Annotated in this window: 21 protein-coding genes; 12 read left to right on the plus strand and 9 right to left on the minus strand. The window is 55.9% G+C overall.

Translation table 11 applies throughout. The features are described 5' to 3' along the window. Window positions 1–28 precede the first annotated feature (28 nt). The 5 genes from FBY13_RS11890 (at window position 29) to FBY13_RS11910 (ending at window position 6,922) form a co-directional block, all read left to right on the plus strand. A complete protein-coding gene (locus FBY13_RS11890; RefSeq protein ID WP_145394230.1) occupies window positions 29–1,273 on the plus strand; it encodes an MFS transporter in 1,245 nt (414 codons plus the stop codon). 239 nt (window positions 1,274–1,512) lie between these two features. Then, the gene (locus FBY13_RS11895; RefSeq protein ID WP_145394231.1) at window positions 1,513–3,030 is read left to right on the plus strand and encodes a carbohydrate porin; all 1,518 of its coding nucleotides are present in this window, start codon (window positions 1,513–1,515) and stop codon (window positions 3,028–3,030) included. Between the two features lie 66 nt (window positions 3,031–3,096). Continuing rightward, window positions 3,097–4,467, plus strand: coding sequence for a sucrose-specific PTS transporter subunit IIBC (locus FBY13_RS11900; RefSeq protein ID WP_109716738.1), 1,371 nt, complete (start codon window positions 3,097–3,099; stop codon window positions 4,465–4,467). Continuing rightward, complete coding sequence (locus FBY13_RS11905; RefSeq protein ID WP_145394232.1) at window positions 4,467–5,876, plus strand: sucrose-6-phosphate hydrolase; 1,410 nt, start codon at window positions 4,467–4,469, stop codon at window positions 5,874–5,876. The genes FBY13_RS11900 and FBY13_RS11905 overlap by 1 nt, the downstream gene beginning before the upstream one ends. 29 nt (window positions 5,877–5,905) lie before the next feature. Continuing rightward, window positions 5,906–6,922, plus strand: coding sequence for a substrate-binding domain-containing protein (locus FBY13_RS11910; RefSeq protein ID WP_063878057.1), 1,017 nt, complete (start codon window positions 5,906–5,908; stop codon window positions 6,920–6,922). A gap of 6 nt (window positions 6,923–6,928) precedes the next feature. Here the strand turns inward: FBY13_RS11910 and dsbG are convergent, their stop codons facing one another. The 5 genes from dsbG to FBY13_RS11935 are packed head-to-tail and all read right to left on the minus strand — an operon-like array spanning window position 6,929 to window position 10,701. Next, window positions 6,929–7,681, minus strand: a complete 753-nt coding sequence (gene dsbG / locus FBY13_RS11915) for a thiol:disulfide interchange protein DsbG (protein WP_145394233.1) — start codon at window positions 7,679–7,681, stop codon at window positions 6,929–6,931. Window positions 7,682–7,702: 21 nt separating this feature from the next. Beyond that, window positions 7,703–8,131, minus strand: coding sequence for a DUF6691 family protein (locus FBY13_RS11920; RefSeq protein WP_145394234.1), 429 nt, complete (start codon window positions 8,129–8,131; stop codon window positions 7,703–7,705). A 15-nt stretch (window positions 8,132–8,146) separates the two neighbouring features. Continuing rightward, the gene (locus tag FBY13_RS11925; protein WP_145394235.1) at window positions 8,147–8,572 is read right to left on the minus strand and encodes a YeeE/YedE family protein; all 426 of its coding nucleotides are present in this window, start codon (window positions 8,570–8,572) and stop codon (window positions 8,147–8,149) included. Window positions 8,573–8,596: 24 nt separating this feature from the next. Next, window positions 8,597–9,892 carry a bifunctional sulfur transferase/dioxygenase Blh gene (gene blh, locus FBY13_RS11930; RefSeq protein WP_145394236.1) on the minus strand — a complete coding sequence of 432 codons (1,296 nt, stop codon included), beginning with the start codon at window positions 9,890–9,892 and terminating at the stop codon, window positions 8,597–8,599. Between the two features lie 17 nt (window positions 9,893–9,909). Then, window positions 9,910–10,701, minus strand: coding sequence for a sulfite exporter TauE/SafE family protein (locus FBY13_RS11935; protein ID WP_145394237.1), 792 nt, complete (start codon window positions 10,699–10,701; stop codon window positions 9,910–9,912). 185 nt (window positions 10,702–10,886) lie between these two features. Here FBY13_RS11935 and FBY13_RS11940 point away from each other — a divergent pair, with 185 nt between their 5' ends. Next, the gene (locus FBY13_RS11940; protein WP_145394238.1) at window positions 10,887–12,122 is read left to right on the plus strand and encodes an FAD/NAD(P)-binding oxidoreductase; all 1,236 of its coding nucleotides are present in this window, start codon (window positions 10,887–10,889) and stop codon (window positions 12,120–12,122) included. Between the two features lie 10 nt (window positions 12,123–12,132). Here the strand turns inward: FBY13_RS11940 and FBY13_RS11945 are convergent, their stop codons facing one another. Both FBY13_RS11945 and FBY13_RS11950 read right to left on the minus strand, forming a co-directional pair. Then, window positions 12,133–12,453, minus strand: coding sequence for a DsrE family protein (locus tag FBY13_RS11945; protein WP_145394239.1), 321 nt, complete (start codon window positions 12,451–12,453; stop codon window positions 12,133–12,135). Window positions 12,454–12,673: 220 nt separating this feature from the next. Continuing rightward, a complete protein-coding gene (locus FBY13_RS11950; protein ID WP_063878065.1) occupies window positions 12,674–13,183 on the minus strand; it encodes a phenolic acid decarboxylase in 510 nt (169 codons plus the stop codon). A 98-nt stretch (window positions 13,184–13,281) separates the two neighbouring features. Here FBY13_RS11950 and FBY13_RS11955 point away from each other — a divergent pair, with 98 nt between their 5' ends. Further along, window positions 13,282–14,151, plus strand: coding sequence for a LysR family transcriptional regulator (locus FBY13_RS11955; RefSeq protein WP_109716732.1), 870 nt, complete (start codon window positions 13,282–13,284; stop codon window positions 14,149–14,151). Window positions 14,152–14,334: 183 nt separating this feature from the next. Here the strand turns inward: FBY13_RS11955 and FBY13_RS11965 are convergent, their stop codons facing one another. Both FBY13_RS11965 and FBY13_RS11970 read right to left on the minus strand, forming a co-directional pair. Next, a complete protein-coding gene (locus tag FBY13_RS11965) occupies window positions 14,335–15,225 on the minus strand; it encodes a siderophore-interacting protein (RefSeq protein WP_145394240.1) in 891 nt (296 codons plus the stop codon). Between the two features lie 15 nt (window positions 15,226–15,240). After that, window positions 15,241–16,452, minus strand: a complete 1,212-nt coding sequence (locus tag FBY13_RS11970; RefSeq protein WP_145394241.1) for an MFS transporter — start codon at window positions 16,450–16,452, stop codon at window positions 15,241–15,243. A 132-nt stretch (window positions 16,453–16,584) separates the two neighbouring features. On the opposite strand from FBY13_RS11970, the gene iucA reads away from it, so the two are divergent. From iucA to iutA, 5 genes are read left to right on the plus strand one after another with little or no spacing between them, the layout of a single operon-like run. Continuing rightward, a complete protein-coding gene (gene iucA, locus FBY13_RS11980) occupies window positions 16,585–18,309 on the plus strand; it encodes an aerobactin synthase IucA (RefSeq protein WP_145394243.1) in 1,725 nt (574 codons plus the stop codon). Then, on the plus strand, window positions 18,310–19,257 hold the full coding sequence (gene iucB / locus FBY13_RS11985; protein WP_145394244.1) for a GNAT family N-acetyltransferase: 948 nt from the start codon (window positions 18,310–18,312) through the stop codon (window positions 19,255–19,257). Next, complete coding sequence (gene iucC / locus FBY13_RS11990) at window positions 19,257–20,990, plus strand: aerobactin synthase IucC (protein ID WP_145394245.1); 1,734 nt, start codon at window positions 19,257–19,259, stop codon at window positions 20,988–20,990. Before iucB ends, iucC begins: the two co-directional genes overlap by 1 nt. A gap of 3 nt (window positions 20,991–20,993) precedes the next feature. After that, complete coding sequence (gene iucD, locus FBY13_RS11995; RefSeq protein WP_145394246.1) at window positions 20,994–22,328, plus strand: NADPH-dependent L-lysine N(6)-monooxygenase; 1,335 nt, start codon at window positions 20,994–20,996, stop codon at window positions 22,326–22,328. A 27-nt stretch (window positions 22,329–22,355) separates the two neighbouring features. Then, the gene (gene iutA / locus FBY13_RS12000) at window positions 22,356–24,551 is read left to right on the plus strand and encodes a ferric aerobactin receptor IutA (RefSeq protein ID WP_145394312.1); all 2,196 of its coding nucleotides are present in this window, start codon (window positions 22,356–22,358) and stop codon (window positions 24,549–24,551) included. Window positions 24,552–24,704: the final 153 nt, after the last annotated feature.

The following is a 24,704-nucleotide window of genomic DNA, read 5'->3' on the forward strand; positions in this document are numbered from 1 at the left end:
GCCTGATGCTTGCTTGAGGACGTCCGTTATGTACTATTTAAAAAATTCGAATTTTTGGCTGTTTGGTTTTTTCTTCTTCTTTTACTTTTTCATCATGGGTGCCTATTTCCCGTTCTTCCCTATCTGGTTGCATGATATCAACCACATCAGCAAAGGGGATACCGGCATTATTTTTGCCAGTATTTCGCTGTTTTCTCTGCTGTTTCAGCCGCTGTTTGGCCTGTTGTCCGATAAGCTTGGCCTGCGCAAACACCTGCTGTGGGTGATCACCGGCATGCTGGTGATGTTCGCCCCTTTCTTTATTTACGTTTTTGGCCCGCTGTTGCAGGTGAATATTCTGGCAGGTTCGATTGTTGGCGGTATTTACCTGGGCTTTATCTACAACGCCGGGGCACCGGCAATTGAAGCCTATATTGAGAAAGTCAGTCGCCGCAGCAACTTTGAATTTGGTCGGGCACGTATGTTTGGCTGCGTAGGTTGGGCCTTGTGCGCCTCCATCGTCGGTATCATGTTCACCATCAACAACCAGTTCGTGTTCTGGTTGGGCTCAGGCTGTGCCGTGATTCTGGCGCTGCTGCTGTTCTTCTCCCGTACCAACACCTCGTCGTCAGCCACGGTCGCCCAGGCGGTAGGCGCGAATCAGTCAGGCTTCAGTCTGAAGCTGGCTCTGGAGCTGTTTAAGCAGCCAAAGCTGTGGTTTTTGTCGCTGTATGTGGTGGGCGTGTCCTGTACATATGATGTGTTTGACCAACAGTTTGCTAACTTCTTCACCTCTTTCTTTGCCTCCGGCGAGCAGGGCACGCGAGTATTTGGCTATGTGACCACCTTGGGCGAATTGCTGAATGCCTCGATCATGTTTTTTGCCCCGTTGATCGTCAACCGTATCGGCGGCAAGAACGCCCTGTTACTGGCCGGAACCATTATGTCAGTGCGCATTATTGGTTCCTCCTTTGCCACTAGCGCCGTGGAAGTGGTGATCCTCAAAACGTTGCATATGTTTGAGATTCCCTTCCTGATTGTTGGCTGCTTTAAGTACATCACCAGTCAGTTTGAGGTGCGCTTCTCTGCCACGATTTATCTGGTGTGCTTCTGTTTCTTCAAGCAGTTAGCCATGATTTTCATGTCGGTTCTGGCAGGTAACATGTACGAAAGTATTGGCTTCCACGGTGCCTATCTGGTGCTGGGCTGTATTGCGATGGCCTTTACGTTGATCTCGGTTTTCACCCTCAGTGGGCCGGGGCCCTTGACGCTTTTACGCCGTCAGGCTGCCTGACCTCACTGTCATAACCTGACCGGATGGGCTCGATGGCGCATCCGGTTGTCTGCTTTCTCACCGCTTTCCCGCCTTCTTTTTCTGCCGCATCGCTTCATTTTGCGAACTGTCTCACATTCATAAAATCGGTTTAGCAAATTACTTTGCCTGAAAATACATCGATGAATATCATCCGCAAACTAAACCGGTTTAGCAAAAAAACGACATCATTACCGTTACCTTTTCTGGGATGTAAAACGATGAGAAAAAAGGCACTTGCCGTCACCGTTGGTCTGCTATTGAGTTCGGGGCCGGTTCTGGCAGCAGAACCAAGCATGAGCAGTATTGAAGCACGGCTGGCAGCACTGGAGCAGCGGTTACAGGCGGCAGAACAGCGGGCGAATGCGGCAGAAAATCGCGCGGAAGCGGCAGAAAAACAGGCTCAGCAGCTTTCCAGCGCGCAGCAAAAGAGCCAGGCCACCGCGACACAGGTTGAACAGCGTACGGCGAAGCTTGAACAGAAAGCGAGTAGTGAAGAGGGTTTTGAATTTCACGGCTATGCCCGCTCTGGGTTGCTGATGAACAGTTCGGCGACGAAAACCCAGGGTGGCCCCACCGTGACGCCTGCGGGGGAAACCGGCGGGCACGTGGGACGTCTGGGTAACGAACCTGATACTTACGTAGAGCTGAATCTGGAACATAAACAAACGCTGGAAAACGGCGCGACCACCCGCTTCAAGGCGATGCTGGCCGACGGTCAGCGTACCTATAACGACTGGACGGCTTCCAGCAGCGACCTCAATCTGCGTCAGGCGTTTGTCGAACTGGGCCAGCTCCCGACCTTCACGGGGGCGTTCAAAGACACAACTGTCTGGGCAGGTAAACGCTTTGACCGGGATAATTTCGATATCCACTGGATCGACTCCGATGTGGTGTTTCTCGCCGGTACCGGGGCGGGTATTTACGACATGAAGTGGAGCGATCAGGCTCACAGTAACCTGTCGCTGTATGGACGTACGTTCGGTGATATTGAGAATAACGATAACACCGCGCAGAACTACATCCTGACGACCAACAACTTTTACGGCCCGTTCCAGCTGATGCTGAGCGGCATGCGTGCGAAAGACAACGATGACCGACTGGATGTGAACGGCCTTAAAGTCAAAGGCGACGCCGCAAATAGCGGTGTCCATGCGCTGCTGGGGCTGCATAACGACAGCTTCTATGGCCTGCGTGAAGGGTCTGCGAAAACCGCGCTGCTCTACGGTCACGGTTTAGGCGCAGAGGTGAAAGCCATTGGGTCAGACGGGGCGCTGTTACCGGATGCCGATACCTGGCGACTGGCCAGCTACGGCATAACGCCACTGGGCGGTGACTGGCATATCGCGCCAGCGGTGCTGGCACAAAGCAGCAAGGATCGTTACGTCAAGGGCGACAGTTATCAGTGGGCCACCGCCAATATGCGTCTGATTCAGGGGATAACGGAGAACTTTGAAATGCAGTATGAAGCCACCTATCAGTATATGGATTTACGTCCAGAGGGCTTCAACCAGCGCAGTGCGGTCAGTGGTAACTTCTACAAACTGACCGTCGCGCCTACGCTGAAAGCCAGCAACGTAGGGGAATTCCTTAAGCGACCGGAAATTCGCCTCTTTGCCACCTGGATGGACTGGGACCACCGACTGGATAACTATGCGCGCGGCGATGCCTTTGGCAGCAGCGGTTTTGAAGCCGGCGGTGAATGGAACTTTGGCGTACAAATGGAAACCTGGTTCTGACGATCCGGCCCTGCGGGGCCGTTTCTGGCGGGTTGACACCATCACACGATAACACAGAGGTTTTTTATGGATTTTGTACAAATCTCCCGTGCATTACTGCCGTTGCTGGGTGGCAAAGAAAATATTGCCAGCGCGGCGCACTGCGCGACCCGGCTCCGGCTGGTGCTGGTCGATGACGCCAAAGCGGACACCAGCGCAATTGGTAAGATCGACGGGGTAAAAGGCTGTTTCCGTAATGCCGGACAGCTACAGGTGATTTTTGGCACCGGGGTGGTCAACAAAGTCTACGCAGCCTTTGTCGCGGAAGCCGGTATCAGTGAATCGAGTAAATCTGAAGCGGCCGACATTGCCGCCCGCAAACTCAACCCGTTCCAGCGGATTGCCCGGTTACTGTCGAATATTTTTGTTCCAATTATTCCGGCGATTGTCGCATCCGGCCTGTTAATGGGCCTGCTGGGGATGGTCAAAACCTATGGTTGGGTTAACCCGGAAAATGCCCTGTATATCATGCTGGATATGTGCAGTTCGGCGGCGTTTATTATTCTGCCGATTCTGATTGGCTTTACGGCGGCGCGTGAGTTTGGCGGTAACCCATTTTTGGGGGCCACGCTGGGCGGCATTCTGACCCATCCGGCCTTAACCAATGCCTGGGGCGTGGCGTCCGGTTTCCACACCATGAACTTCTTTGGGATTGAAGTGGCGATGATCGGCTACCAGGGCACGGTGTTTCCGGTGCTGCTGGCCGTGTGGTTTATGAGCCTGCTGGAAAAACAACTGCGGCGCATTATCCCTGACGCGCTCGACCTGATTCTGACCCCGTTCCTGACTGTCATTATTTCTGGCTTTGTGGCGTTGCTGATTATCGGTCCGGCGGGACGCGCGCTGGGTGACGGCATCTCCTTCATACTCAGCACGTTAATTGCCCATGCTGGCTGGCTGGCCGGATTACTGTTTGGGGGGCTTTACTCGGTGATTGTGATTACCGGCGTGCACCACAGCTTCCATGCCATTGAAGCCGGACTGCTCGGTAATCCCGCTATCGGCGTCAATTTTCTGTTACCCATTTGGGCAATGGCGAACGTTGCCCAGGGTGGCGCGTGTCTGGCGGTGTGGTTTAAAACCAACGATCCTAAAATCAAAGCCATTACCTTACCTTCGGCGTTTTCGGCCTTACTGGGGATCACCGAAGCCGCCATCTTTGGTATCAACCTGCGCTTTATGAAGCCGTTTATCGCCGGATTGATTGGGGGAGCCATCGGCGGTGCCTGGGTGGTGTCCGTTAAGGTCTATATGACCGCGGTCGGGCTGACCGGCTTACCCGGTATGGCGATTGTTCAGGCCAGTTCGCTGCTGAACTACGTTATTGGTATGGTTATCGCCTTTAGTGTCGCCTTTGTGATCGCTTTCCTGCTGAAGTACAAAACGGATTCTGAATAATGGCCCTGAAAAACCTGCTGCCCGCCATGCTTAAGGCGGTGATGAAAGGCCAGCCCAACGCGCGTGAGGACAGCCATTATCCCGGCTGGCACCTGGCACCGGTGACGGGGCTGCTGAACGATCCCAATGGATTTATCCACTTCAACGGACAGTATCATCTGTTCTATCAGTGGAATGCACTGGGCTGCGAGCATAAGCACAAATGTTGGGGCCACTGGCGTTCAGCCGACTTACTGCACTGGGAACACGAGCCGGTCGCGCTGTTGCCCGATGAAGAGTATGACCGCAGTGGATGCTATTCCGGCAGCGCGGTGGACAACAACGGCGAGCTGACCCTGTGTTACACCGGTAACGTCAAATTCGAGGACGGCTCGCGCACCGCCTGGCAATGCCTGGCCGTGCAGAACAGCGAGGGCGGATTCGACAAGCTGGGGCCGGTCATTCCGCTGCCCGAAGGCTACACCGGTCATGTTCGCGATCCTAAAGTCTGGCGGCATGGCGCGCACTGGTACATGGTGCTGGGCGCGCAGGACAGGCAGTTACAGGGCAAAGTCCTGCTGCTGCGTTCCAGCGACCTGCACCACTGGGATAACCTGGGCGAAATTGCCGGTAGCGGCCTGGGAGGACTCGGCGCGGCAGGCTATATGTGGGAATGTCCCGACCTGTTTACCCTGGGAGCCTCGACGTTTCTGATCTGCTGCCCGCAGGGCATTGCCCGGGAAGAGAAGCGCTATCTGAACACCCATCCCTGCGCATGGCTCAGCGGCACGCTCGACTATGAGCAGGCGCATTACCAGCACGGCGCCTTCAATGAACTGGATGCCGGCTTTGAGTTTTATGCCCCGCAGACCACGCTGACCCAGGACGGACGCAGGCTGCTGGTGGGGTGGATGGGCGTACCAGACGGCGAAGAGATGCGCCAGCCGACCGTGGCGTTTGGCTGGATTCATCAGATGACCTGCCTGCGTGAGCTGACGGAGCGGGAAGGCCGACTGTACCAACAGCCGGTCGCGGAGCTGCAGGCGCTGCGGCTGGACGAACAGCGCTATCACGGCAGTGCGGACTGGGCACCCGAGATAGAGGCCCGGCGTCTTGAGCTGGTGCTGACGTCTGACGGCGATATCACGCTGGACTTTGCCGATACGCTGCGGCTGAGCTGGCATCAGGATGCGCTTTGTCTGGCACGCCGCAGTCTGGAAAACGGCGAATGGCTTTATCGTCACTGGTGCGGCCGCGCACGCAAACTGCATATTCTGTGCGACCACTCCAGCGTAGAGATTTTTATCAACGACGGAGAAGGTGTGATGAGCAGCCGCTACTTCCCGCAGCATCCTGCCCGTTTACACCTGAGCGGCAGCGCAGAAGTCACTGCCTGCTACTGGTCGTTACGATCCTGCATGGTAGAATAAACCCTTGTTTCCTTAAACGAAGCACCGACGTGAAAAAAACAAAGCGCGTTACCATCAGTGATATCGCTGCGCTGGCCGGGGTGTCAAAAGCCACGGCCAGCCTGGTGCTCAACGGGCGCGGTAAAGAGCTGCGCGTGGCAGAAGAGACGCGCGATCGCGTCATGTCCCTTGCACAACAGCACCATTATTTGCCGAGTATCCACGCCCGACTGCTGCGCGAAAACCGCAGCCATACGTTAGGGCTGGTGGTACCGGAAATCACTAACTACGGTTTCGCCGTTTTTTCTCACGCGCTGGAAAACCTCTGTCGTGAGGCCGGGCTGCAACTGCTGATCTCCTGTACCGATGAAAATGCCAGCCAGGAAACGTTGGTGGTGAACAACCTTGTCTCACGTCAGGTGGATGGCCTGATCGTCGCGTCAAGTCAGCAAAGCGACAGCGATTACCTGAAGCTGAGTGAACAACTGCCGGTGGTGCTGTTTGACCGTCATGTGAATAACAGCAGTTTGCCGCTGGTGATCACCGATTCCATTACGCCGACCGCCGAGCTGGTAGAGCGCCTGGCGCGTGCGCATCCCGATGAGGTGTATTTCCTGGGCGGTCAGCCACGACTTTCGCCGACCAAAGATCGTCTGGCCGGTTTTATGCAGGGGCTGGAGCGCGCCGGTGTGAGTCCACGTCCGGAATGGATTATTCAGGGCAACTATCATCCCAGCAGCGGCTATGAAATGTTTGCTGCCCTGTGTGCCCGCCTTGGCAGACCACCCAAAGCGCTGTTTACCGCCGCCTGTGGCCTGTTGGAAGGGGTACTGCGCTACATGAGTCAGCACCGTCTGCTGGAGAGTGATATTCACATCGCCAGTTTCGACGATCACTACCTGTATGATTCGCTGTCACTGCATATCGATACCGTGGAGCAGAACGTCCCTCGCCTGGCGCAGGAGTGTTTTTCCGTCATTACCCAGATGATTCAGGGGCAGGAACCGGCGGACAAGCAAATTATCTTGCCCGCCAGGCTGCGTTACCGGTCCTCTCTGGCGCGTTAACGCCGCTTAGCGACAGGCAGCCAGGTCCGCCATCTGCTGCTTATCAGGCAGGCCAACTATCTGTTGGAGTTTTTGGTCATGATTCAGGTAATAGATAGCGGGCGTGCCGTTGGCACCCAGCTCCTGCATCAGTGCCTGATTATGCTGAATCTGATCGAACAGCGCCCGTGGGGTGCTGTCCGGGAAGACCGGTTTGGTTTGCCCCTGCGAGCGTTCAAAATCCTGCCAGGCTTTGGCGGGATCGGCTGCCGCCAGAATGGCAGAAGCATAGCGCCCACTTTCAGGTTTAAGAATACCGACGAGCTGCGTTTTGATGCTGAGCGTGTTGTTCTGCACCCACGGCTGCGCCTGCTGCCAGAACGTTTGGCAGTAAGGGCAAAACGGATCGGCAAACACCACCACCTGACAGCGGGCTGTGGTGCTGCCTTCATTGATGCCCGGCATGGCCTGAAGCCGCTTCCACATTGCACGCCCGGCGGGCAGGTAAATTTCATCGTTGATGATTTTTTCGCTGAGGTTATTGCCCTGAGCATCGTACATATAGCCCGAAATCGCATGCTGACCGTCTGGCGTCAGGTAAACGGTGACGCCGGTGCCTTGATATTTACCTAACCAGCCCTGAACCCCGCCGGGGGCCGTAAAAGGTTTGATTATTTCCACGCCCTGTTTTTCAATTTGCTGGACGGGCGCTGGCAGCGTAGCCGCCTGGGTCGTGCTGCTAAACAGCACGGCGGAGATCGCTATCCTGAAGGTTTTCATTAATCCCTGTTTTGTGTGAATTCACGTTATGTTGGTGGATGAGCGGTGGTCGAACCACGCAAAAAACAGCATACCTGCCAGCATAGCCATCATGAAGACTGCGCCTTTAAGTACACCGCCGCCGATCAGTACCAGCGCCGGGCCGGGGCAGATGCCGGCCAGTCCCCAGCCGATCCCGAACAGGATAGCGCCGATGATAAGCCTTTTATCCAGTGCCCTGTTGGCGGGAAGATGGAAGGTTTCGCCCCATATCGGGCGCTTCCGGCGGGAAGCCAGCCAGAACGTCACTCGCCCGACGATAATCGCGCCGCACATCACCAGGGCCAGCGACGGGTCCCAGGTGCGGGAAATGTCCAGAAAAGCCAGAACCTTAGCCGGATTCGCCATGCCGCTGACGAGTAAGCCCGTGCCAAATAACAGTCCACTCAGCAGAGAAAATAAAACGGCCATCGTGCCTCCTGGGCTTCACCCGTGACCCATCACGCCAACGGTCAGCATGGCGGTTAACATAAAGACCAGTGTCGCAACCAGTGAGCGCGGCGACAGCCGGGATAATCCACACACGCCGTGACCACTGGTGCAGCCTGAACCCAGACGCGTTCCCAGCCCTACCAGTAAGCCAGCAAGCACCAGCCGCCCCCACGAGGCGTCAATCTCGATTGACGGCAGGGCGCTGAACCGTTGATACACCAGCGGCGACAGGACCAGCCCCGCGATGAAGGCCAGCCGCCAGGATTTATCGGATGACCGGCGTTTAAGCAGACCGCCCAGAATGCCGCTGATACCGGCTATGCGGCCACAACATAGCACTAACATGCCCGCCGCCGCGCCAATCAGCAGCCCGCCCGCCAGGCTTTGCCACGGAGTAAAATGGATCAGGTCAATATGCATGACGCTCGACTCCTTATGCCCTTCTTACGTCTTAAGTGAAAAGCGGTTTAACGGGATTTTCAGATAGCGCTCGCCGTCGCTCTCCGGTTCAGGTAACCGTCCGCCGTTGATATTGACCTGCAGCGCCATCAGCATCAGTTCAGGAAGCGGGAGCGTGGCATCACGCTGCTGTCGCCGGGCAATAAACGTGTGTTGATGCTGATTCACAACCCAGGGATTGTTTTCCCGCTGCTGGCGTACCGTGCTTTCAAACTGCACGTCGCGCCCGTCAGGACGATAATCATGCCCGGTAAATAAACGGGTGTCGTCAGGTAACTGCAGGATGCGCTGCAGGCTGTCCCATAATACGGCAGCGCTGCCGCCGGGGAAATCAGCCCGTGCCGTGCCGCTGTCGGGCATAAAGAACGTGTCATGAATAAAGGCACAGTCAGCGATGTGGTAGGTTACCGACGCCAGCGTATGACCGGGAGACAAGATGACCTCGCCACGCAGGTTACCCACATAAAACACATCGCCGTCCTTGAACAAGGTGTCCCAGATTTTATGCGCTGGATTAAGGTCGGGCAGGTGATAGAGTTTTTGCCACAGCCGTTGTACCTCGGCGACCTTTTCGCCAATGCCCGTGGGCGCAGCGGTTTGCTCAGCCAGCCAGGCTGCGGCAGAGAAGTGATCGGCATGAGGATGGGTATCCAGAATCCACGCAACCTGCCAGTTTTTTTGCTGAATGAAATCGAGTAGGCGTTGAGCCTGCTGGGTGGATACCGCGCCTGAGCGGCGATCAAAGTCCAGCACCGGATCGATAATGGCACAGCGTTTGGCCTGCCCGTCAGCGATGACATATTGCAGGCTTCCGCTCTCGGGTTCATAAAAATGATGGACTTCTGCCTGCGGCGGTTTGCGTACTCTGTTGGCATACCAGGTCAGGGCTTTGTCGGCGTCGGCACCGAACTGCTGGCATTGAGCGCGGAATTCGGCCTCATCAATCAGCCCTTCGCGTAAATCGTGCAGCAAAAACAGGCTTACGGAGCGCGCGCCGCTTCGACAGTGGGCAAGGATTTTCCCACCGCGTTCCACCCGGCGATGAAAAGCATCCACATATTCCCAGCTCAGCGTGTCAAACGTGAACGGCATATAGACATAGTCCATGCCCAGTTGCTCAGCCAGCGCTTTCTCCTGTTGATGGTGAAGAAAGGGGCCGTCTTCCTCATCAGGACGATTATTCACCACGATCTGATAGCCCAACTGATGCAACTGCCGGAAATCCTCTGCAAGCGGGGCATCGGCAAAGGCGATTTGCGCATTAAAATGGCGAATATTCATCAGGTTTTCCCGTTTTTTCAGAGATTTTTAAGCAACATGTAACTGGCCATCACCATGAGCATGGTCGAAAAGACCGCGTTAATCGCGCGCTCATTCTTCTTCAGACGGTTGGCCACCGCCACACCCAGTAAGCCGCCCAGCAGGCCGCCCGCAATCAGATAAGCGGTCATGACCAGCGACACTTTTCCGGCCAGGGCATAGCTTGCACTGGTTGAGATCCCCATGGCGAATACCACCATCAGCGACGTCGCTATCGCCTCCACCACGGGAAAACGAAACAACCAGACAAGCACCGGCACCACTAAAAACCCGCCACCGATGCCCATAAATCCGGCCAAACTGCCCAGCAGCAGCACGCTTCCCCAGACGAGGATGGGGGAAACGTGTTTCTCATGTGCAGGCGCGTCGGGCGAATGACGGTGTTTCCTCAGCATCATCAGCGCCACGGTAAACATCAAAAGCGAAAACGGCAGTAACAGGTATTGCCCACTGACGATTTTCCCCAGTCCGGCGCCGATCAGCGCGCCGCACACCGCCACGAGCGATATCGTCGCGCCCGTCGCCCATCTGACATTTCCCTTTCGTCCGTGGGCAAAAAGATTGATCAGGGCACTTATTGCCACGGCAATAGCGCTGGTGCCGATGACCCGATGTGTGTCGGGGACTTTAACCAGGTACAGCAGCAGCGGCACGCACACGACCGATCCGCCCCCGCCGGTCAGCGCCAGAAAAAAGCCCACGGCGATACCTGTTGCGATTAGCAGGCACATCGTGAGGGCAGAAAGATGGGTAAATTCCTGAATGAGCATTTTCATTCCTGACGCTATTTTTAAGGTATTAAAGAGGGGCGACAAATAACTGTCAATCTATTATTTCTTTTTGCTATATCATATAGCTAAATATTATAAGTGATTTTTTTTATAACTTTAAAGTCTATTGATTCGCTTTATCTCTGTGCCGCAATCCACTACGGTTAAACGAAAGGGAGGCCTGCATGAACGATAAAAATAATCCCCATCATCCTCATCTTGTTGTTATTGGTGGTGGATCAGCTGGAATTGGCGTCATCGCAAGTATTAAGAAACGCATTAAGAACATCAAAATAACCCTCATTGAGCCTAAAAAAGAGCACTATTATCAACCTGCCTGGACGCTGGTCGGCGCAGGATTATTTTCCGCTGAAAAAACCCGCAGACAGATGGATGCGGTTATTCCGGCAGGCGTGAACTGGATTAAGGATGCGGTAACCCATATATCACCTGGACAGAAATATATTGAAACTGCCTCTGCCCAAAAAATAGATTATGACTACCTGATTATCGCCAGCGGTCTGGTCCTGCGCTGGGATAAAATCAGTGGTCTGAATGAAACCCTGGGCCGCAATGGCGTAACGTCAAACTATCGATACGATCTGGCGAGCTACACCTGGGAACTGGTGCAAAATCTGAAGCAGGGGAAGGCTATTTTTACCCAGCCGGGGATGCCGATAAAATGCGCGGGTGCGCCGCAGAAAGCGCTCTATCTCTCTGCCGATCGCTGGCAGCGTCAGGGTTGTCTGGCGCAGATTGATATTCAATTTTGTCTGGCGGGTCAGGTGGTCTTCGGCGTGCCCGAATTTGTCCCACCGTTAACGGCTTACCTGGAGAAATACCGGGCGCAGGTGAATTTCGGCCATGTCCTTACCGGCGTCGATGGCATGAATAAGCAGGCGATATTTACCGTCACCGATGCTGACGGCAGCACGCGTGACGTTACCCTGCCGTTCGATATGCTCCATGTTGTCCCGCCTCAGGCCGCGCCTGAGTTTATCGCCGAAAGCGGTCTGGCGGATGCTGCTGGCTGGTGTGATGTCGATAAAGAGACGCTGCAGCACAGCCGCTGGCCAGATATTTTTGCTTTGGGCGATTGCTGTTCAACACCGAATGCCAAGACGGCCGCCGCCGCCCGTAAACAGATCGTGGTGGTGGCGGAAAACCTGAGACAGGTCATTGACGGAGGTGTGCCTGAAACGCGTTACGATGGTTACGGCTCCTGCCCGCTCACCGTGGAGAAAGGCAAAGTCGTGCTGGCGGAGTTTGGCTATGGCAACCGCCTGCTTCCGACTTTTCCGCTCCATTCAGCCCGACCCAGTCGCGCCGCATGGTGGTTAAAAGCCTGGTTTTTGCCGCGTTTCTATTGGGCTGGCATGTTGCGCGGAATTGAGTGGTTTGCTAAAAGTAAGCCGCTGTAGAGCAAGCCGATCAAGGGCGAATGTATAATGCGCCCTGCGACTGCTGGTCGATAATATAGGTAATCGCTGCCGGAACCACGTGAAAGGTTACTGGCAGCGTGCTGACGTCAATATTTTGCGCATTAAGGCTATTCTGACAGAGTAATAATGTGACGGTCGGTGCCTGCTTAAGGGCGTCAGAAATAATCCTGCCAATAACATCGCTAACCGCGTCGCCATTAAAGACAATGGCAATGTCGCCGTTAAAACCCGCTTCTTTAAGCAGGTTGCCTGCATTAGCAAAAGCATTGTCAATACGGTTCTTATCGGGGACGTGCAAAATTATCTTCATTCTGTGCCTCGGCGGTATTTACCGCAACGGAAAAAGACGTCGATGGCACAGGATAAAACATCAACAGGGACAGATGAATTTGACGATTGAAAGCAAATATGTCGTCGGCGATTCCCGTTAAATAAAAACAGAAACGCTTGTTGTATTATCGCGGTAATAACCGGGGGATTGCTGTATGCGTCTTTCCAACAGGAAAAGGGGCATTGCCCCTTTGTTCAGATTAATTTTTCAGATTTTCAGGGAAATTTGCGGGTAATTCACTTGCGGCACAGGCAATCACGTCTTCATTATTTTTTCCGGCGTCACGCACAAAGGTGATGGTGGCAAACTCATCAATCACTTCTATTGGATAGGTTGGGCCGGCATCGCGGTACTTCGCCATTTCTTCCAGATGGTCGTTCTGGAAACACACGGTACGCTCAGGATTGTTGATGACCCAGCGCGGGAAGAAGATGGTGCCGTGGAACAGTTTATCGCCCAGGTTAGCAATCAGGCTGACGCTGGTGCCGGTCGGCTCAGTCCAGGAGACTTTATAGATATCTTCACCGACTCTGACAACGTAAACATGCTGATTTTTGACCCAGCGGTTGCCCACCATGCCGCTGTGAATGCGGTAATCGATGGTGTCTTCATTTTTAATATACAGCTCGTAGTTCCAGCCGTTGTCATAGGTATAAACCAGATGTTTACCGATAAAGCCGTCAAGATTGTGTTTGTCAAAGCTGCTCATAATTTGTTCTCCTCTTTGGTTGAACCCAGCTTAACCATTCACTTTATGAATTAAAAACGCTAATTTACGATGAAATTGATTCAAAAATTGGATGGGTTATGCACAAGACGACGCTGGAGCAGTGGAGTTTGCTGGACAAGGTGGTGCGCGAGGGCAGCTTTGCCAGGGCCGCTACGCTCACCAATCGCAGCCAGTCCTCCGTGAGCTATAACCTTGCCATGTTGCAGCAGCGCATTGGCATTACGTTGTTGCATACCGAAGGACGCAAGGCCGTGCTGACGCCCGCAGGGGAATTGCTACTGGCGCAGGTGCGGCCGTTACTTAAAGCCTTCCATTCGCTGGAGGCGTTTGCAGGCTCAATACGCAGCGGCGTCAGGACAAAGCTGGAACTGGTGGTCGACAGCATCTTTCCGCGTCGTCGCCTGTTTTCCGTCCTTAAGGCGTTTCAGCAATGCCATCCTCACACCCAGATCAACCTTACCGAAGTGCTGGAAACCGACACCGACTACGCCGAGGCCGACGTGATGGTGGTGACCCAGCGCCAGGATATGGCCGGGCGGGGTGAGTGGTTAATGAACGTGGATTTTGTTGCCGTGGCTCACCGTGACCATCCGTTGCACCATCGCGGGGTGACGCTGGACGAAGAACAGCTGGCGCTGTATCCGTTGATTCGTATCGCCGACCGGGAACATTTCACCGTGCAGGATGAGAGCAGTAATGGCGACTACTGGTCGTTTTCGACCATCGAGGCGGCGGTAGAGGCGGTGATGCATCAGGTGGGCTATGGCTGGATTCCGCATGAGCGCATCGAGCAGGAACTGGCGCAGGGAACACTAAAAATATTGCCCTTACAGCATGGCGTCCGTCGCGCCACCACGCTGCATTTACTGATTAAGAAAGACATCCTGAGGCTGGACCCACAAATCGTCACTCTGCTCGATCTGCTGAAAAAGGCCACCCTGACCTGACCGGCCAGCTAAAGGGGTCTGCGTTAACGAGCGTGGCCAGATTATGGCCCGTGCCGGTCTGACGGCGACACAGCAAACTGTGACAGCGTTCGAAATGGCTGGGTTTGTGGGCCAGCCTGAACACCACCGCTGCGCATAAACAGCGTCCAGAAATCCCCTAACGCGCCACTCTCGACAGGGCGTTTACTGGGCCCGTTTTTTGGCCCAGTAAGCCATAAAGTTGATCGCTTCACGATCGACGCCGCGTTCACCAATCAGGTGACGGCGTAATAACTTCACCACGGTCGACTCGGCGGCGACCCAGCCGTAAAACTCGCTGTTGCGGGCCTGAGCGCGATCCCACAGTAATTCGCCTTCTGCCTCTTCCTGTACGTCCTGCTGATGACCGCCATCAGGCACCTTAACCCGGGATTTTATCGCCTCGACCAGGCATTCGCCGTGTGAGGCAAAAGCGGGTTTGCGCGGCAACCAGGTGATGTCGGCAAATGCATAAGCCTGTAAACCGACGCAATCCTCCGCATCCGGGACTTCAAAAAACGCCTGCACTCGCGGCGGATTTTGCTGCCGGGACAGTTTTTCCAGGATGCCTTTCGCCGCGGGTAACGCGGTTTCATCGGCAATCAGTAACGCGTTGCGCAGCGCGTCCGGTGGCGTCCATTCATATCCGCCGCTGTCAGATGCATAGGCCGCATTAGGCGCAACGATCACCAGGCTGTCACCCGGCTGGGCGTTGATCGCCCAGGCTGATGCCGGGCCTTCCGTACCGTGGCTGACAAACTCGATGGTGAGTTCCTGCTGGTCAGGATCGAGATGGCGCAGCGTATAGGTGCGCAACAGGGGACGCTGCTCTTTTGGCAGCGACAGAATGGTCTGATACCACTCACCGTTGTCAGAGAGCGTGGGCATGCTGCCATCTTCGGCAGGCAGCAAAATTTTAATTCGCTGGTCAGGCGCATCAGATTTCATCTGTGCGATGTCGGGGCCGTTAAACACCAGGCTCAGCATAGAGGGAGAAAGATGACGCTTGCGTGCCAGTTTTACGTCAAACAGGCGGTAGCTATGGACTTCAGCCATCGTCGTTCCTTTTAGTTAATAAGCCGATAAGGTGGAGCGGCGGCGTGCGCGCCAGATCAACGCTGACATCGCCATAAACAGCAGGGCAGCAGCGAAGGCGGCACCGATCAGCGCCGTCTCGCCATGCGACTGCGACACCAGTGGCACCAGCAGCGCGCATAATCCGTAGCCTAAGGTATGGCTGGTGGCTATCCAGCCTGCCCCCGCGCCGTCTGCCAGCTTGTCATTTAACAGCAGCTGATAGGCTGGCGTGCCCAGTGCAGCACCAAACGAAAGCAAGGCACAGCCGGTATAAAACAGCCAGAGCGGCGGGCTCAGCATCATCCCCAGCCCCAGAGACATCAACAGCCCTGCGCTCAGCAACAGCGCAAGCGGCGTCAGTAACTGAGGGCGCAACACCGTGAACTGCGCGCCGAGTGAGGCGATCGCCGCCACGCTCAGAAGCCAGGCTACCTGATGGCTAATCGCGGCGGTATCACCAACAAACTGTCTTGCCAGCGCCGGGGACAGGCCCAACTGCATCAGGCTCACCGTTGCCGCCAGCAGTAGGGCGCACAGCAGATAGGGCAGACACTCGATGCGCAGCCGGGCATTGTTACGCGCCACGGCCGGTTGCGGCGCGTTACCGCGCAAAGGCAGTAACATCATCAGCGCCAGCAACGGCGCAACCACTAACAGTACCAAGGGGGCAAGGGGATGAATCACTAACATTCCGGCGGCACACAGCGGGCCAAACAGCCTGCCACAGCTCAGGCCGGAACTGATGGTGGCCAGTGCCGTCATGCGCTTACCTTCACCGGCCCGGTGCAGCGCCCATACCTGGCATGCCGGCACCATTGCCGACACCATCAGGCCATAAATAACCCGGGCAATAATTAGTATGCCTAATCCAATCGAGGGGCTAATGGACTGCGTGGAAAGAAGCGTACAGCCGATGCCCAGCAGCAAAAAACTGGCGCCATAACCGGCCAGCGACCACAGCACGACCGGTTTACTTCCCACGCGCGCGATCTGTTTTCCCCACCATGGCGAAGAGGGCAAAAACAGCATTGAGCCAAGCGTTAACAGTCCTGCCCAGACCGACAAGCTCAGACTGGTCTGCGCAACCAGCATCGGGATAGCCACCAGCAAACCATTCTGGCCAATGCCCAGCAATCCGGCGCTTATCGCTAAGGGCCAGTTAGATAAGGCTTTTTGCGGCGTCGCGGTCAGTTCAAGAGATGTCACGATGTTGCTAACCCGTATCTTTGTTGTATGTATTTGTAAAATTTATTCCGCCAATTCTAACAATTGTCGTTGATAATGAGAACTGTTATCGGCAGAATTCGCATTATCATAACGCCTGGAAATTGTTTGATAATGATTCAATCAACACACGAGGGAGCCTGGGATGTGGCAGCACAGTGCTTCCTGAATTCTCTGATCCGTGAAACCAAGGACTGGCAACTCAGCCAGGGTGAACCCGCAGAATTAGTGATTCCGTTGGACGATGAGAAGGCCCTACACTTTAAGGTGGCTTACTTTTCTCCCACCCAGCACCACCGTTTTGCTTTCCCGGCCCGACTGGTCACGCATCGCGACAGCCAGCCAGTGGCGTTCGCGACCGTTGCCAGACTGATTGTCGATAAGCTGCAAAACCAGCAGCAGCTGCCCGCCGCTGGCTGTGAGGCGTTTTACCAGCGTGTTATGGAAAGTCACGCCCATACCGGTGAGGCAATCGCTGCCCGTCATGACTGGAACGGCCTCCGTGAGCAAGCCCTGAACTTTGCCGAGGCCGAGCAGGCACTGCTGGTCGGGCACGCCTTCCATCCGGCACCGAAATCACACGAACCCTTTACGCAACCGCAGGCCGAACGCTATCTGCCTGATTTTGCGCCACATTTCCCGTTACGCTGGTTCGCGGTGGATAAAGACCACCTGGCGGGCGACAGTCTGCAGCTGACTTTACAGCAGCGCCTGACGCGCTTCGCGGCTGAAAACGCGCCGCAGTTACTGCATGCGCTGACCGATCGGCAGTGGCTGTTCCCGCTCCATCCCTGGCAGGCGGACTATCTGCTCCAGCAGACCTGGTGTCAGCAACTGGTGGAGAAAGGCCTGGTGACTGACCTGGGGGAAGCCGGTGCGCCCTGGCTGCCCACCACGTCATCGCGTTCGCTGTACTGTGCGACCAGCCGGGACATGATCAAGTTTTCCCTGAGCGTGCGGCTGACTAACTCCGTCCGCACCCTGTCGGTGAAAGAGGTCAAACGCGGCATGCGCCTGGCGCGCCTGGCGCAGACCGAACGCTGGCAGGACATGCAGGCGCGTTTCCCGACGTTTCGTGTCATGCAGGAAGATGGCTGGGCCGGACTGCGCGATGCGCAGGGCAGGATCATGGAAGAGAGCCTGTTCGCGCTGCGTGAAAACCTGATTGTCGACAGGCCGCAGAGCCAGACCAACGTGCTGGTTTCCCTGACGCAGTCCGCGCCGGACGGCGGCGACTCACTGCTGTCTGCGGCGGTGAAACGCCTGAGCCAGCGTCTGAACATCAGCGAAAAACAGGCCGCCCATGCCTGGGTCGACGCCTACTGTCAGCAGGTGCTGAAACCGCTGTTCACTGCGGAAGCTGATTACGGTCTGGTGCTGTTAGCCCATCAGCAAAATATCCTGGTGGAGATGGCGCAGGATCTGCCGGTTGGCCTGATCTATCGCGACTGCCAGGGCAGCGCCTTTATGCCACATGCCGCAGGCTGGCTGGACGTGATTGGCGAAGCCCAGGCGGAAAACGTCTTTAGCCGCGAACAGCTGCTGCGCTATTTCCCCTACTACCTGTTAGTGAATTCCACCTTTGCCGTGACGGCAGCACTGGGTGCGGCAGGCATGGACAGCGAAGCCCATCTGATGGCACGGGTACGTGACGCGTTAAGCGCGCTACGAAACGAGGTGACGCACACGGACTGCCTTGACTACGTGCTGACAAGCCCGCACTGGAACGTCAAAGGCAATTTCTTCTGCTACCTGCACGATCACAATGAAAACACCATCGTCGATCCCTCGGTGATCTACTTTGACTTCATCAACCCACTGCTGTCTCAGGAGCGCTAAATGTCTCAGGCAAAGATTGTTCATAGTGGCCACGGCCTGCGCTGCGAAAAGTCAGGCAACACGCTGAATCTCGGCTGGGGACAGGACAACAGTGCGGTGCTGCATTTTTCCGGTCCGCTTGCCGAAGGCTGGCTGCGTGACGCGCTGGACCAGATGTTTATCGCGGCCCCGCAGCTTTCCGCCGTGGTGCTGCCCTACGCAGAATGGCGCGAAGAGCCACAGGCGCTGGCGCTGTTTGACGCACTAAAGAGCGATATCGTGCATCGCGATATGTTCTGGCAACTGCCGCTGTGGCTGTCTGCCCCGCGTCAGCAGGCCTCCGGCGAGATGACGTTTGATGCCGAGCGTGAGATCTATTTTCCCCAGCGCCCGCCGCGCCCCAACGGCGAAGTTTATCGCCGTTACGATCCGCGCGTGCGCCGTACGCTGAGTTTTCGCGTAGCCGATCCTGCCCGGGACGCAGAGGCGTTCACCCGCTGGATGAACGATCCGCGCGTAGATTACTTCTGGGAGCTGAGCGGATCGCTGGCGGTGCAGACCGCCTACCTTGAACGCCAACTGACCAGCAGTTATGCCTTTCCGCTGATTGGCTGCTTTGATGATGAGCCTTTTAGCTACTTTGAAATCTACTGGGCGGCAGAAGACCGCATCGGACGGCACTACAGCTGGCAGCCGTACGATCGCGGTTTGCATCTGCTGGTGGGTGAGCCGCAGTGGCGCGGGCCGCACTTTGTGCAGAGTTGGCTGCGCGGCATCAGTCACTATCTGCTGCTGGACAACCCACAAACCCAGCGCCTGGTGCTGGAACCCCGGGCCGATAATCAGCGCCTGTTCCGCCATCTGGCACCGGCGGGCTACAGCACCGTGAAAGAGTTTGATTTTCCGCACAAGCGCTCCCGGCTGGTCATGACCCAGCGCGCGCGTTTCTTCGGCGAGGTGGGCCTGTGATGAATCAGCACGCATGGGACGCCGTTAACCGTCAACTGGTCGCGAAAATGCTGGCTGAGCTGGAGTACGAGCAGGTCTTTCAGGCGCAGCCTCAGGGCGAGAACCGTTACTGCATCAGCCTGCCGGGAGCCGAGTGGCACTTCACCGCCGAACGGGGCATCTGGGGCTGGTTATGGATCGATGCGCAGAGCCTGCGCTGTGCGGAGGAGCCGATACTGGCTCAGACGCTGCTGTATCAGCTGAAGCCGGTGCTGTCGATGAGCGATGCAACGGTGGCGGAACATATGCAGGATCTCTATGCCACGTTGCGCGGCGATCTTCAGCTTATGCAGGCACGTCAGGGCCTGGATGCGAACGCGCTCATTGATATGGATGCCGACCGCCTGCAGTGCCTGCTAAGCGGTCATCCTAAGTTTGCCTTCAATAAAGGCCGTCGGGGATGGGGACAAGAGGCGCTGGAGCGCTATGCACCCGAATACCTGAATACTTTCCGCCTGCACTGGCTGGCGGTGAAGCGTGATCATATGGTCTGGCGCTGCGACAGCGCGCTGGAGCTCCAGCAGTTGCTACATGCCGCGATGGACAGCGGTGAATATGCGCGTTTCACTCAGGCCTGGCAGGACCAGGGGCTGGACGACAGCTGGCTGCCGTTACCGGTTCATCCCTGGCAGTGGCAGCAAAAAATTGCCCTCGATTTTGTGGCGGATCTGGCGACAGGCAAGATGGTCTCGCTGGGAGAATTTGGCGATCGCTGGCTGGCGCAGCAGTCACTGCGCACGCTGACCAACGCCAGTCGTCAGGGCGGGCTGGATATTAAACTGCCGCTCACCATTTACAACACCTCCTGCTATCGCGGTATTCCGGGCAAATACATCGCCGCAGGCCCGCTGGCATCCCGCTGGCTACAAAACGTCTTTGCCACGGACACGACGCTGCAGCAAAGCGGGGCGGTGATCCTGGGTGAACCTGCCGCCGGTTATGTTTCCCATCAGGCTTACGGCGCGTTGGCCGAAGCACCGTATCGCTACCAGGAAATGCTGGGCGTGATCTGGCGCGAAAACCCCTCACGCTGGCTGCACCCGGACGAAACGCCAATTCTGATGGCAACGCTGATGGAGTGCGATGAGAACCATCAGCCGCTTATCGGGGCTTACATCGCCCGCTCTGGCCTGAGCGCGGAAGCCTGGTTACGTCAGATGTTTCGCGTCTCTGTGGTGCCGCTCTATCACCTGTTGTGCCGTTATGGCGTAGCACTGATCGCGCACGGGCAAAATATTACGCTGGCGATGAAGGACGGTGTGCCCCAGCGCGTATTACTGAAAGATTTTCAGGGCGATATGCGGCTGGTGAAGGACGATTTTCCAGAGATGGATTCTCTGCCTCAGGACGTCCGCGATGTGACAGCACGCCTGAGCGCTGACTATTTGATTCATGACTTGCAGACCGGCCATTTTGTCACGGTCCTGCGGTTTATTTCGCCGTTAATGGCGCGCCTTGGCGTACCAGAACGACGCTTTTACCAACTGCTTGCCGCAGTGTTGAGCGACTATATGCAGGACCATCCGCAACTGTCGGCGCGTTTTGCGCTTTTCTCACTCTTCAAGCCACAAATCATTCGTGTAGTGCTGAATCCGGTAAAACTCACCTGGCCCGATCAGGACGGCGGAAGCCGTATGTTGCCCAATTACCTGGAAAATCTGCAAAACCCGCTGTGGCTGGTCACCAAGGACTGAATCATGACAAACACTGTTGATTTTATTGGCGTTGGCATTGGCCCGTTCAACCTGAGTATCGCGGCGCTGGCTCACGAGGCACAAGGGTTCACCAGCCAGTTTTTAGACAGTCGCCCCGATTTTGCCTGGCACCCCGGCATGCTGGTCCCGGACTGCCATATGCAGACCTCGTTCTTAAAAGATCTGGTGTCGGCGGTCGCGCCCACCAGCCCATTCAGCTTTGTGAACTACCTGGTCAAGCGTAAAAAGTTTTACCGCTTTATGACCACCGAATTGCGCACCATTTCAAGGGATGAGTTTTCCGACTATCTGCGCTGGGCCGCCGAAGGCATGGATAATCTGCGCTTTAATCAGACGGTAGAACGCATCGATTTTGACGACGCGAATAAACGTTTTGTGATTCACAGCAACGGCGGCGAAAGCTATGCCCGCAACATCTGCCTGGGCATTGGCAAGCAGCCCTACCTGCCGCCCTGCGTGAACCGCATCAGCGCCACCTGCTTCCATGCCAGCGAAATGAGCCTGCGCAAGCCCGACCTGCGCGGCAAGCGTGTGGCGGTAATCGGCGGCGGTCAGAGCGGTGCCGATCTGTTCCTCAACGCCTTCCGGGGCGAGTGGGGCGAACCGGCTGAGGTCAGTTGGGTATCGCGCCGCAACAATTTCAATGCCCTGGATGAAGCCGCTTTCGCCAACGAATACTTCACCCCAGAGTACGTTTCCAGCTTTGTCGGCCTGAACGAGCCTGCCCGGCAGAAAATGCTGGCTGAACAAAAGATGACCTCGGATGGCATTACGGCTGAGTCTCTGCTGACGATTTATCGCGAGCTGTATCACCGCTTTGAAGTGCAGCGACTGCCGCGCAATGCCTATTTGCTGCCGAGCCGTTCGGTGATTGAACTCAACAGCCATCATCAGGGCTGGCAGCTTCAGTTACAGCATCAGCTCGATCAGGGTTACGACCTTATCGACTGTGATGTCGTGATTTTTGCCACCGGCTATCGCCCGGCGCTGCCTGAACTGCTCTCTCCGCTGATGAGTCGCCTGACCATGAAAGACGAGTGCACGTTCAGCGTGCGTGAGGACTTCACGCTTGAGTGGAACGGGCCAAAAGACAATAACATCTTTGCGGTGAACGCCAGTATGCAGACTCACGGTATTGCTGAACCGCAGCTCAGCCTGATGGCCTGGCGCTCCGCCCGTATTCTGAATCGCGCACTGGGGCGTGATTTGTTCGATCTCAGCACGCCGCCCGCTCTGATCCAGTGGCGCAGCGTCAGCCGGGAAAAACCGCAGCATGGCGCTGCTTCTACCAAAAACTATACCGAGTCCTTGGGGTAAGTCTTAACCTCGCACGCAGGAACGATGATGAAAGCTAAAAACAAGAATATCTGGCTGCTCAATCCGCTGCTGTTAGCCATGATGGCACCGGCGGTTGCACAGCAAACCAGCGAAAATGAAATGGTCGTTTCGGCCAGTCGTACGCACCGTACGGTGGCTGACATGGCCCAAACCACCTGGGTAATTGAGGGGGCCGAACTGGAGCAGCAAGTCCAGGGCGGCAAAGAGTTTAAAGATGCGCTGGCGCAGCTGGTGCCGGGTCTGGACGTCAGTAGCCAGGGCCGAACCAACTACGGCATGAACATGCGCGGCCGCGCGATTGTGGTGTTGGTGGACGGCGTGCGCCTGAATTCTTCGCGCACAGACAGTCGCCAGCTGGATTCGATCGATCCCTTCAACATCGATCACATTGAGGTGATCTCAGGATCGACCTCACTGTACGGCGGTGGCAGCACCGGCGGCCTGATCAATATCGTCACCAAGAAAGGCCAGCCGGGCACGCAGTTTGAGTTTGAAACCGGCACCAAAACCGGCTTTAACAGCAGTAAAGATCACGACGAACGCGTGGCGGGCGCTATCTCTGGCGGTAATGACCACGCCTCAGGACGGCTGTCTGTCGCTTATCAGAAGTTTGGTGGCTGGTATGACGGCAACGGCGATTCGGTTCTGCTGGATAATACCCAGACGGGGCTGCAATATTCCGACCGTCTGGATGTGATGGGCACCGGGACGCTGGAAATTGATGACCACCAGCAACTGCAACTGGTAACGCAATACTATAAGAGCCAGGGTGACGATGATTATGGTCTGAATCTGGGCAGAAACTTTTCGGCAGTAACCGGTAACGGCAACGCCTACACCAGTAAAGGGCTGGACTCGGACCGTATTCCCGGCACCGAGCGCCACCTTGTCAGCCTGCAGTACTCCAATACCGATTTCCTCGGTCAGGAGCTGGTGGGGCAGGTTTATTACCGGGACGAGTCACTGACGTTTTATCCGTTCCCAACCGTTTCTGGCGGACGCGTGACCAGTTTCTCCTCCTCAGAACAGAACACCGATCAATATGGTGGCAAGCTGGCGATAACCAGTAAGCCCGTCGATGGGCTGGCGTTGACCTACGGTGTGGACGCCGATCACGAGCGTTTCAACGCTAACCAGATGTTCTTTGATTTGGGCCAGTCGGCAGCCTCGGGCGGGCTGAACAATCAGAGCATCTACACGACCGGTCGCTATCCGGGTTATGACATTACCAACCTGGCGACCTTCCTGCAGTCCAGCTACGACATTAATGATACCTTCACGCTGAGTGGCGGCGTGCGCTATCAGTACACCGAAAACAAGGTGGATGACTTTGTTGGTTATGCGCAGCAGCAGGCGATTGCCAACGGCACCGCCCGTTCAGCCGATACGATTCCGGGTGGCTCAACCGATTACGATAATTTCCTGTATAACGCCGGTATCCTGATGCATATCACGGAGCGGCAGCAGGCCTGGTTTAACTTCTCGCAAGGCGTTGAACTGCCGGACCCGGGTAAATATTACGGACGCGGCACCTATGGTCGGGCGGTTAACGGCAATCTTCCGCTGATCAACAGCGTCAACGTGGATGCCAGCAAATTGCAGGGCATCAAAGTCGATTCGTGGGAGCTGGGCTGGCGCTATACCGGTGACAATCTGCGCACGCAGCTCAGCGCCTATTATTCGCTCTCAGACAAGAGTGTTCAGCAGAATCAGGATCTGACCATCAGCGTCGTTGACGATAAGCGTCGGATTTATGGTGTTGAAGGTGCCGTGGATTACTTTATCCCGGATACCAACTGGAGCACCGGTGCGAACTTCAATGTGCTGAAGACCGAGTCGAAAGTGGATGGCAGCTGGCAAAAATATGACGTGAAAGTCGCCAGTCCGTCGAAAGCAACCGCCTATGTTGGCTGGTCGCCAGATCCCTGGAGCCTGAAAGTCCAGAGCACCACCTCGTTTAATCTGAGCGATGATGCGGGCTATAACATTAACGGCTACACCACCGTTGATTTGATTGGCAGCTATGAGTTGCCCGTCGGCAAGCTGAGCTTTAGCGTCGAGAACCTGCTGGACCGCGACTACACCACGGTGTGGGGACAGCGCGCACCGCTGTTCTACAGCCCTACCTACGGTTCACCGTCTCAGTACCAGTACAAAGGCCGCGGTCGCACCTTTGGTCTGAACTACTCCGTACTGTTCTGATTCCTGCTTCTGTGCCCGGCACTGTCCGGGCCTGTCTTTTACATTTTTTCCCCTTTATCACAACAGGTTGCGACAAAATAAAGTTAGCTACCTAATGAATTGTGTAATATTTCATCGCCAGATGCCGATAGTAGAAACATCCTCCACACAATG

The sequence above is a fragment of the Pantoea sp. SJZ147 genome (assembly GCF_007828605.1).
GTDB lineage: Bacteria > Pseudomonadota > Gammaproteobacteria > Enterobacterales > Enterobacteriaceae > Pantoea > Pantoea allii.

Bases quoted from the DNA above. Each gene is read 5' to 3' on its own strand.
- FBY13_RS11890 (WP_145394230.1), top strand. From the start codon at position 29: ATGTACTATTTAAAAAATTCGAATTTTTGGCTGTTTGGTTTTTTCTTC.
- FBY13_RS11895 (WP_145394231.1), top strand. From the start codon at position 1,513: ATGAGAAAAAAGGCACTTGCCGTCACCGTTGGTCTGCTATTGAGTTCG.
- FBY13_RS11900 (WP_109716738.1), top strand. From the start codon at position 3,097: ATGGATTTTGTACAAATCTCCCGTGCATTACTGCCGTTGCTGGGTGGC.
- FBY13_RS11905 (WP_145394232.1), top strand. From the start codon at position 4,467: ATGGCCCTGAAAAACCTGCTGCCCGCCATGCTTAAGGCGGTGATGAAA.
- dsbG (WP_145394233.1), bottom strand. From the start codon at position 7,681: ATGAAAACCTTCAGGATAGCGATCTCCGCCGTGCTGTTTAGCAGCACG.
- FBY13_RS11920 (WP_145394234.1), bottom strand. From the start codon at position 8,131: ATGGCCGTTTTATTTTCTCTGCTGAGTGGACTGTTATTTGGCACGGGC.
- FBY13_RS11925 (WP_145394235.1), bottom strand. From the start codon at position 8,572: ATGCATATTGACCTGATCCATTTTACTCCGTGGCAAAGCCTGGCGGGC.
- blh (WP_145394236.1), bottom strand. From the start codon at position 9,892: ATGAATATTCGCCATTTTAATGCGCAAATCGCCTTTGCCGATGCCCCG.
- FBY13_RS11935 (WP_145394237.1), bottom strand. From the start codon at position 10,701: ATGCTCATTCAGGAATTTACCCATCTTTCTGCCCTCACGATGTGCCTG.
- FBY13_RS11940 (WP_145394238.1), top strand. From the start codon at position 10,887: ATGAACGATAAAAATAATCCCCATCATCCTCATCTTGTTGTTATTGGT.
- FBY13_RS11945 (WP_145394239.1), bottom strand. From the start codon at position 12,453: ATGAAGATAATTTTGCACGTCCCCGATAAGAACCGTATTGACAATGCT.
- FBY13_RS11950 (WP_063878065.1), bottom strand. From the start codon at position 13,183: ATGAGCAGCTTTGACAAACACAATCTTGACGGCTTTATCGGTAAACAT.
- FBY13_RS11955 (WP_109716732.1), top strand. From the start codon at position 13,282: ATGCACAAGACGACGCTGGAGCAGTGGAGTTTGCTGGACAAGGTGGTG.
- FBY13_RS11965 (WP_145394240.1), bottom strand. From the start codon at position 15,225: ATGGCTGAAGTCCATAGCTACCGCCTGTTTGACGTAAAACTGGCACGC.
- iucA (WP_145394243.1), top strand. From the start codon at position 16,585: ATGATTCAATCAACACACGAGGGAGCCTGGGATGTGGCAGCACAGTGC.
- iucB (WP_145394244.1), top strand. From the start codon at position 18,310: ATGTCTCAGGCAAAGATTGTTCATAGTGGCCACGGCCTGCGCTGCGAA.
- iucC (WP_145394245.1), top strand. From the start codon at position 19,257: ATGAATCAGCACGCATGGGACGCCGTTAACCGTCAACTGGTCGCGAAA.
- iucD (WP_145394246.1), top strand. From the start codon at position 20,994: ATGACAAACACTGTTGATTTTATTGGCGTTGGCATTGGCCCGTTCAAC.
- iutA (WP_145394312.1), top strand. From the start codon at position 22,356: ATGAAAGCTAAAAACAAGAATATCTGGCTGCTCAATCCGCTGCTGTTA.